Raw genomic sequence first — 6,658 nt, 5'->3', positions numbered from 1 at the left:
TGTTAGAAATTCTTCCAACTCAGCCATTGAGAAATTAGAGGTAAAGAAAGTCGATAACTGCTCTTGCATCCGGTATTGCAAAATAACACCCAACACATCATCGCGGACCCATTCACTATTAGATTCAGCACCAATATCATCTAACACTAGCACTTGCGCCTGCTTGATTTCATTGACTCTTTGGTCAACAGTGTTGGTCCGGATACGTGATTTCAAATCTACTAACAATTCTGGGTAATGTACCAAGGTAGATTTGACCCCATGCTCAGCCAAAGTATTGACTAAAGCTGCTAAGATGTGGGTTTTCCCAACTCCAAATTGCCCGTGTAGATACAACCCCTTATGATAAGCATTTGGCTTACTGGTATAGGCTGAGATGAATTGCAGACTCTTTTGAATCGCTTCAAATCGGTCTTGATAGTCATCCTTCGTCATCTTTTCAAAAGAAGCTGATCGCAGACTTTTCGGCATTGAGACCATAGTCACCCGCTTGTTTAATTCTTCGGCCTCTTGTTGCTGGATAAAGGCTTCAGTTGGATGATAATCCACATCGATAAAGTTCACGTTCATAATCAAATTGGGCGCATATTGGACGAATTTCTTTTGGCCCAGAGCATCATTGCCGTTCTCACGGGCAAACTCATATAATTTTGAAAATGATTTCTTCACAATTTCGTCTTCAAAGCTTAATTGATGTTTGGCAAGAAAAGCCTGTACATCTGGGTCACTTTGAACAATCCCTTCAATTTTGGCTTGTCGCTCTTTGAACATAGGATTGCGGTTGAACTGCTGTTTTAAGGAGTCGCCCACATTTTTCATTTGGTTGTTATCAGCCATACTTACTCACCTTCTTTTGGATTTAATGATTGTAGTAATTGTTGAATTTCTGCTTCTTGGGCACTTAAGGATGCCTTATTTTCTTGCTTGACTACCGCGTCTTGCTTAGGCGTTTCTGGGTCACTTGCCTTTGGCACCGCCACTGGCTTTTGATATTTATCCTGTCTTGAATCAGGGTCTAACCATTTTGGTTTAACCGACTGCTTCTGCGTCTGATAACGACCTTTAGCCATCCGGTTTTTTTGCCGTTTTTCATAATTTTCAGCACTCTTCTGCTTACGTTGCTTCAAGTATAACATGGCTTCTTCAGGCTCAACCACCTTGTTTTGACGCCAGTCATCAGCAACACTCTCTAGGTATGAGCGCGTCAGCCGGTTCTGTTCCAACTCAATCAAACAATATTGGACCATTACATTTAAGGTCGCCGGCTGAATCACTTCTAACTGGATTAACTCGGTAATGGCGTTCCCCTCAGACTTCGTCAGATAGCCACCCTTTTGTTCCTTAATCGACTTCGCAAAAGCAATTGGTGGATAAGACCTAGCCAATTTGGAAAATGACAACTCCTCTTGCGAAAGCCCTTTGCCTAACCATATTTGATCAGCTTGGTGTGCTTGTTGGCGTTCTTGGGTCTCTGAAAATGTAATCCGGTCCGTTAAACTGCTACTAGTCCCTTGTGAAGATGCCTTTGCCGGGTGAACATTGCTTGTACTCGTTTGATTGCTCGACCGGTCTAAAGCCAGACGCTGTAACTTGCGTACGTCAATCTTATTGGTCCTTAGATCAGTCGCTGATAAGGCCAATTCTTTCAAGTCCACTTCATCAAAACCATAGAGTTGATGTAAGGATACAAACATCTCTCTCACTTTATCTGTAATGGCTTTTTCAGAGATGAATGACGATTGCAGCAACTCTTTTAAGGTGTTCATATTCAATGTTGCACTAGTAATTGTAGTTGCCTTGGTTTGGCTATTTTTAGCTACCAACTTATCCTCAATCTCATCCGAAATGGGATAGTATTGACTTGGTAATCGGTAGACATCTTGGAAAGTAGCGGTCACTTCCGACCAATCTCCTGATTTCAAGTCTACTGGCATTTTGATGGAAAACTTATCTAGCATTAATTGATAGCGGTCTTGACCCAACCGGTCCATTAAAAGACTAGACATAATTGGGTCAGAGAAAATATGCTTAGAATCCAATGGTGCTTGCAATTGGTAAATCGTCGTCAAATCATCTGGGCTTGTATGATTACTTTTTTCAAAAACTTGTAATAAGCCAATTGCTTCCAGTTGCCGTCTGGCCTTCACGTATTGCTCTTTACCGGCCACCATTTGTTCCATTAAATCGAAGTGGCGCAAAGGAATTGAGACAAAGTCAGACAATTGAATATTGGCATATAAAGTTTGGTAAAAGGCGTAGGCAATGCCCCCAATAATGGGTTGGTATAGATGAAGTAGGACTTGCTGGTCAATATCTGAAATCCAGTGGGGTTGGGTAATTTGAACAAGCCCTTTTGGATCTAAATTTTGCCATGGGTATGTCACTGGCATTACCCTCCCTTCTATGAAATATTTAGTCTGCTACATGATCTTGGTGTGCGTCTTCACGATTCGCATCGCCTTCACCCTGGTCATTCCGCCCTCTTAATTGTTCGATTTCTCTTAGGAAAACAGTCGGATCCTCAAATTGTCGGTATACGCTGGCATAGCGAATGTAAGCCACTTCGTCAATATCTGGTAAAGCTGCCATCAACAACTCCCCAATTTCTGAAGCTGGTACCTCATTTTGGCTACGAGACCGCAACTCAGATTCAACGTCATTGGCTAACTGTTCAAGTTGGTCAGCTGATACAGGACGCTTTTCAGCAGAACGGATCAGGCCACGCAAAACCTTCTCATGAGAAAACTCTTCTCTGGTCCCGTCACGTTTAACGACTAATAAGGGTGTTCGTTCGATGCGCTCAAAAGTGGTAAAACGGGCACCACAGTCTAAGCACTCTCGACGTCGACGAATAGAAGTATTATTCTCCGCTGGTCGACTATCAATTACTTTTAAATTGGTTGAAGCACAATTTGGACATTGCATATATTTGACACCTCTGCTTTCAATTTTAGTATACTTGAAGAATTGCTCGATTTATTATAGCACAATGGCTATTCAACCACTATTTTAGCGGTTGAAAACCAGAGATGCCGACCCATGCATCCAATTGTTGTTCAGTATCTGCAATAGACCCCGAATTATCAATCACCACATCTGCCATCATCGCTTTTCGTTCAATGGACATTTGAGAAGTCATTCGTTGAAAAGCCTCAACTGAAGTTAAGTTATCCCGCTGTATTAACCGGTCTAATTGAATGGTTTCTGACACATAAATAACCATCACCTGGTCACATGCATCCGCGAAATCCCCTTCAAATAATAAAGGAATATCCATGACAATCAGTTCATGGCCTTCCGCTTCATACTTGTCTTTTTGACTGTTTAACCAGTCACGAATAGGTTGACGTAACAGTTCATTCAGTTTCTCTCGTTCCTTATCATCTGAGAAGATAATTTGGCCTAGTTTTTTGCGGTCTAAAACCCCATTTGGAAAGACAATATCCTCCCCAAAATGTGCTTTAACCGCTTCTAAACCTGGTTGTCCGGGTTCAACAACCACCCGTGCCCCGTAATCTGCATCGATGACTGGAAATCCAGCTTTCTTAAAAAATTTGCTTGCTGTTGATTTACCTGTGGCAATACTGCCGGTTAGTCCTAAAATATGACTCATAGTGCCTCCGTTTTAATTTAAATAGATGATGTAATATTTTTCACTGCAAGGTGAATGTGCTGGCAATATGGACAGAAATGCGTCCCTCTTTTAGCCACGCTAATTTTCTCAATCTCAGTGCCACATCGTGGACAGGGTTGACCCTTTTTCCCGTAGGCCTTTAAATAATCGGCAAATTGACCATTCTCACCAAAGGTATTGGTATAGGTGCGAATCGTTGTCCCACCAACTTCAATGGCTGACGAGATAATCCGACGACTCTCAGTGATAATGGCTTGGATTTCTTCGTCGTATAATGATCTAGCGCTTTGTTCAGGGTGAATTTTCGCTGCAAATAAGATTTCATCCGCATAAATATTGCCAATTCCCGCAATAACCCCTTGGTCCAGCAGAACTGCCTTGATGGATCTTGTTGTCTTATCAAAACGCTTTTGCAGATAATCAAAGGTTAAATCGTTTGGCTCAGGACCTAATTTCAGCTTGGCAATTTCCGCTTCAGTATCCGCCTTTTCAACCATATGAATCCGGCCAAACTTCCGAACATCTCGGTAACGAAGGTCATGACCGTCAGTCAGATGACAAATAACATGGGTATATTGGTCTACCGGGCTTTCCGTTGGCTCATATAGGTACTTGCCTTCCATTCGTAAATGGGCAATCCATGTCACATCTGTCCAATAGAAAAGTAAAAACTTCCCTACCCGATCTACTTTTTCTAATTGCTGGCCTGGCATCCGGGTCTCAAAAGCCTCCACGCCACCTTCCGCTTGAATAATTCTTGGCCAAGTCACTGTCACAGAGGATACTGTCTTACCAATAACAATTTCTTCTAGACCGCGTCTAACCGTCTCCACTTCTGGCATCTCGGGCATCATTACACCACTTTCTACTATCTGTTCTTTATTCTATTCTAATGCAAAACCTGCCTATTGAAAAGACAAGCAGGAGGCAAACCTCGCAAGTTATCTGCCCTCCATGTTTATTTTATTCCATAAGCCAGAAAAGAGGTGCCAGTTTGTTTTAACTGCACCTCTTTTTGTTATCTATTTAGCTTCATACCAAGTTGCACCGTAATTAGATTCAATTTCTAACGGCACATCTAATTGGGCTGCTGACCCCATGATTTCAGTCACTAATTTTTCTAGTGTCTCAATTTCATCTTTTGGCACTTCAAAGACCAACTCATCGTGAATTTGTAATAATAGATTGGCTTGTAACTTGTGTGCTTTTAACGCTTCATCCATCTTCACCATGGCTATCTTAATGATATCCGCTGCGGTCCCTTGAATTGGCGTATTCATGGCATTACGCTCAGCAAATGAACGAACGTTGAAGTTCTTCGCCTTCAAATCAGGTAAGTAGCGACGACGGTTAAATAGGGTTTCTACATAACCATCTTCTTTGGCTTTCTCTACAACATCCTTCATGTAAGCTTGAACACCTGGATAGTTTTCCAAGTAAGTGTCAATAAAGTTCTTAGCTTCCGGACGAGAGATATTCAAGTTTTGGCTTAAACCATAGTCAGAAATCCCATAGACAATTCCGAAGTTTACCGCCTTAGCGTTTCGTCTCATGTTAGAGGTCACTTCTTCTTTAGCCACATTGTAGACTTTCATAGCTGTTGAAGTATGGATATCTTCGTGGTTGTTGAAGGCTTCTTGCATGTGCTTGTCACCAGAAATATGGGCTAGCACTCGTAATTCAATTTGTGAATAGTCACTTGAAAAAATAACCCAGTCTTCGTGACTTGGCACAAATGCTTTACGGATACTCCGACCTTCTTCAGAACGGATTGGAATATTTTGTAAGTTTGGATCAGCTGATGATAAACGACCTGTTGAAGTTAAGGTTTGTTGGAAACGAGAGTGAATTTTACCATCCTCGTGGATAAACTCTTGTAACCCTTCAACATAAGTCGATTGCAATTTATTCAATTGACGGTAGTTTAAAATCAAGTCGATAATTGGTGCTTGGCCAGCCAATTTTTCCAAAACATCCTGGGCTGTTGAATAACCAGTCTTCGTTTTCTTAATCACAGGTAAGCCCATTTCTTCAAATAGGATAACCCCTAATTGCTTAGGTGAATTCACATTAAATTCGTGGCCTGCTTCTTTCCATATATTGGCTTCAAGGCCGTCAATAATCTCTTGGAATTCAGCTTGCATAGTGACTAATTGTTGTTTATCCACTGAAATCCCTAAAATTTCAAGGTTAGCCAATACTAAAGCCAATGGCAACTCCATTTTTTGGTACAAGTCATCCATTTGGTTGGCTTCTAATTGCGGGCGAATGGTTTCTTGTAAACGTGCGATAATATGCACTTTACGGGCAATATGTTCGTACATGGTTTCAGCTTCTTCAGGTACGCCTCGTTTAGCCCCTTTGCCATAAATAGACTCATCATAAGACAAGTCATCCATATCGAATTCGCGTGCCACTTCAGCCAAGTCGTTAGAATTGTCGCGGGCATGTAATAAATACGACCCAATTAAGACGTCATCTACAACCCCTGCAAAGTCGATGCCTACATAGTCCAGCATCACTTTCGTCCGTTTAGCATCAAAGACTACTTTTGTGACTTGCTCATCCGACAACCATGATTTAAATAAATTAGCCTGTAGTAAGCTAGCATCTCCGGTAAAGATTTCACTACCATTCGTCCATGCAACAGCCACAACCTCTGAATCATGGTAGTTTTTACTCAAGTTTTCAAGGTAAATCGCATAACCATCCGCTGCAGCCACACCTGGGAAATGATCCACTGTTAAATCTTCAGCAGACGCCACATGCGTATAGGTAACCTCTTCCCAATCTTCTGTCAACAAGTCCGCCTGGTCTGAATTTTCCAATAAACGAGACATAAAGCCATTAAAGTTCATATCCTTGTAAAATGACATCAGCGGTTCAAGTTGTTTGCCTTTATAAGGTAACTCAGCTAATTCAATTTTCACAGGTGCGTCCAGTTCAATTCGTGCCAACTTTTTAGACAGCATCGCATTGTCTTTTTCGTTGATCAGATTTTCTTTACGCTTCGATTTCTTCATG

Annotated in this window: 6 protein-coding genes; all 6 read right to left on the bottom strand. The window is 41.6% G+C overall.

From position 1 onward, the window contains the following. A partial coding sequence (dnaI, locus tag ACRCJ0_RS08360; RefSeq protein WP_431390157.1) for a primosomal protein DnaI occupies positions 1 to 837 on the bottom strand: 837 nt, incomplete at its 3' end. Between the two features lie 2 nt (positions 838 to 839). Beyond that, complete coding sequence (locus tag ACRCJ0_RS08355; protein ID WP_419970730.1) at positions 840 to 2,390, bottom strand: DnaD domain protein; 1,551 nt, start codon at positions 2,388 to 2,390, stop codon at positions 840 to 842. Positions 2,391 to 2,412: 22 nt separating this feature from the next. Then, entirely contained in the window at positions 2,413 to 2,925 is a 513-nt protein-coding gene (gene nrdR, locus ACRCJ0_RS08350; RefSeq protein WP_419970729.1) for a transcriptional regulator NrdR, read from the bottom strand. A gap of 79 nt (positions 2,926 to 3,004) precedes the next feature. Next, positions 3,005 to 3,613, bottom strand: a complete 609-nt coding sequence (gene coaE, locus ACRCJ0_RS08345; protein ID WP_419970728.1) for a dephospho-CoA kinase — start codon at positions 3,611 to 3,613, stop codon at positions 3,005 to 3,007. A 17-nt stretch (positions 3,614 to 3,630) separates the two neighbouring features. Beyond that, complete coding sequence (gene mutM / locus ACRCJ0_RS08340) at positions 3,631 to 4,485, bottom strand: DNA-formamidopyrimidine glycosylase (protein WP_431387498.1); 855 nt, start codon at positions 4,483 to 4,485, stop codon at positions 3,631 to 3,633. Positions 4,486 to 4,656: 171 nt separating this feature from the next. Then, positions 4,657 to 6,658, bottom strand: a 2,002-nt coding sequence (polA, locus tag ACRCJ0_RS08335; RefSeq protein ID WP_431390156.1) for a DNA polymerase I, incomplete at its 5' end; no start/stop codon positions are given.

This window comes from Aerococcus sp. L_32, assembly GCF_050689315.1.
The sequence above is the reverse complement of the archived record's forward strand: the minus strand, read 5'-3'. Positions and strand labels throughout refer to the sequence as shown.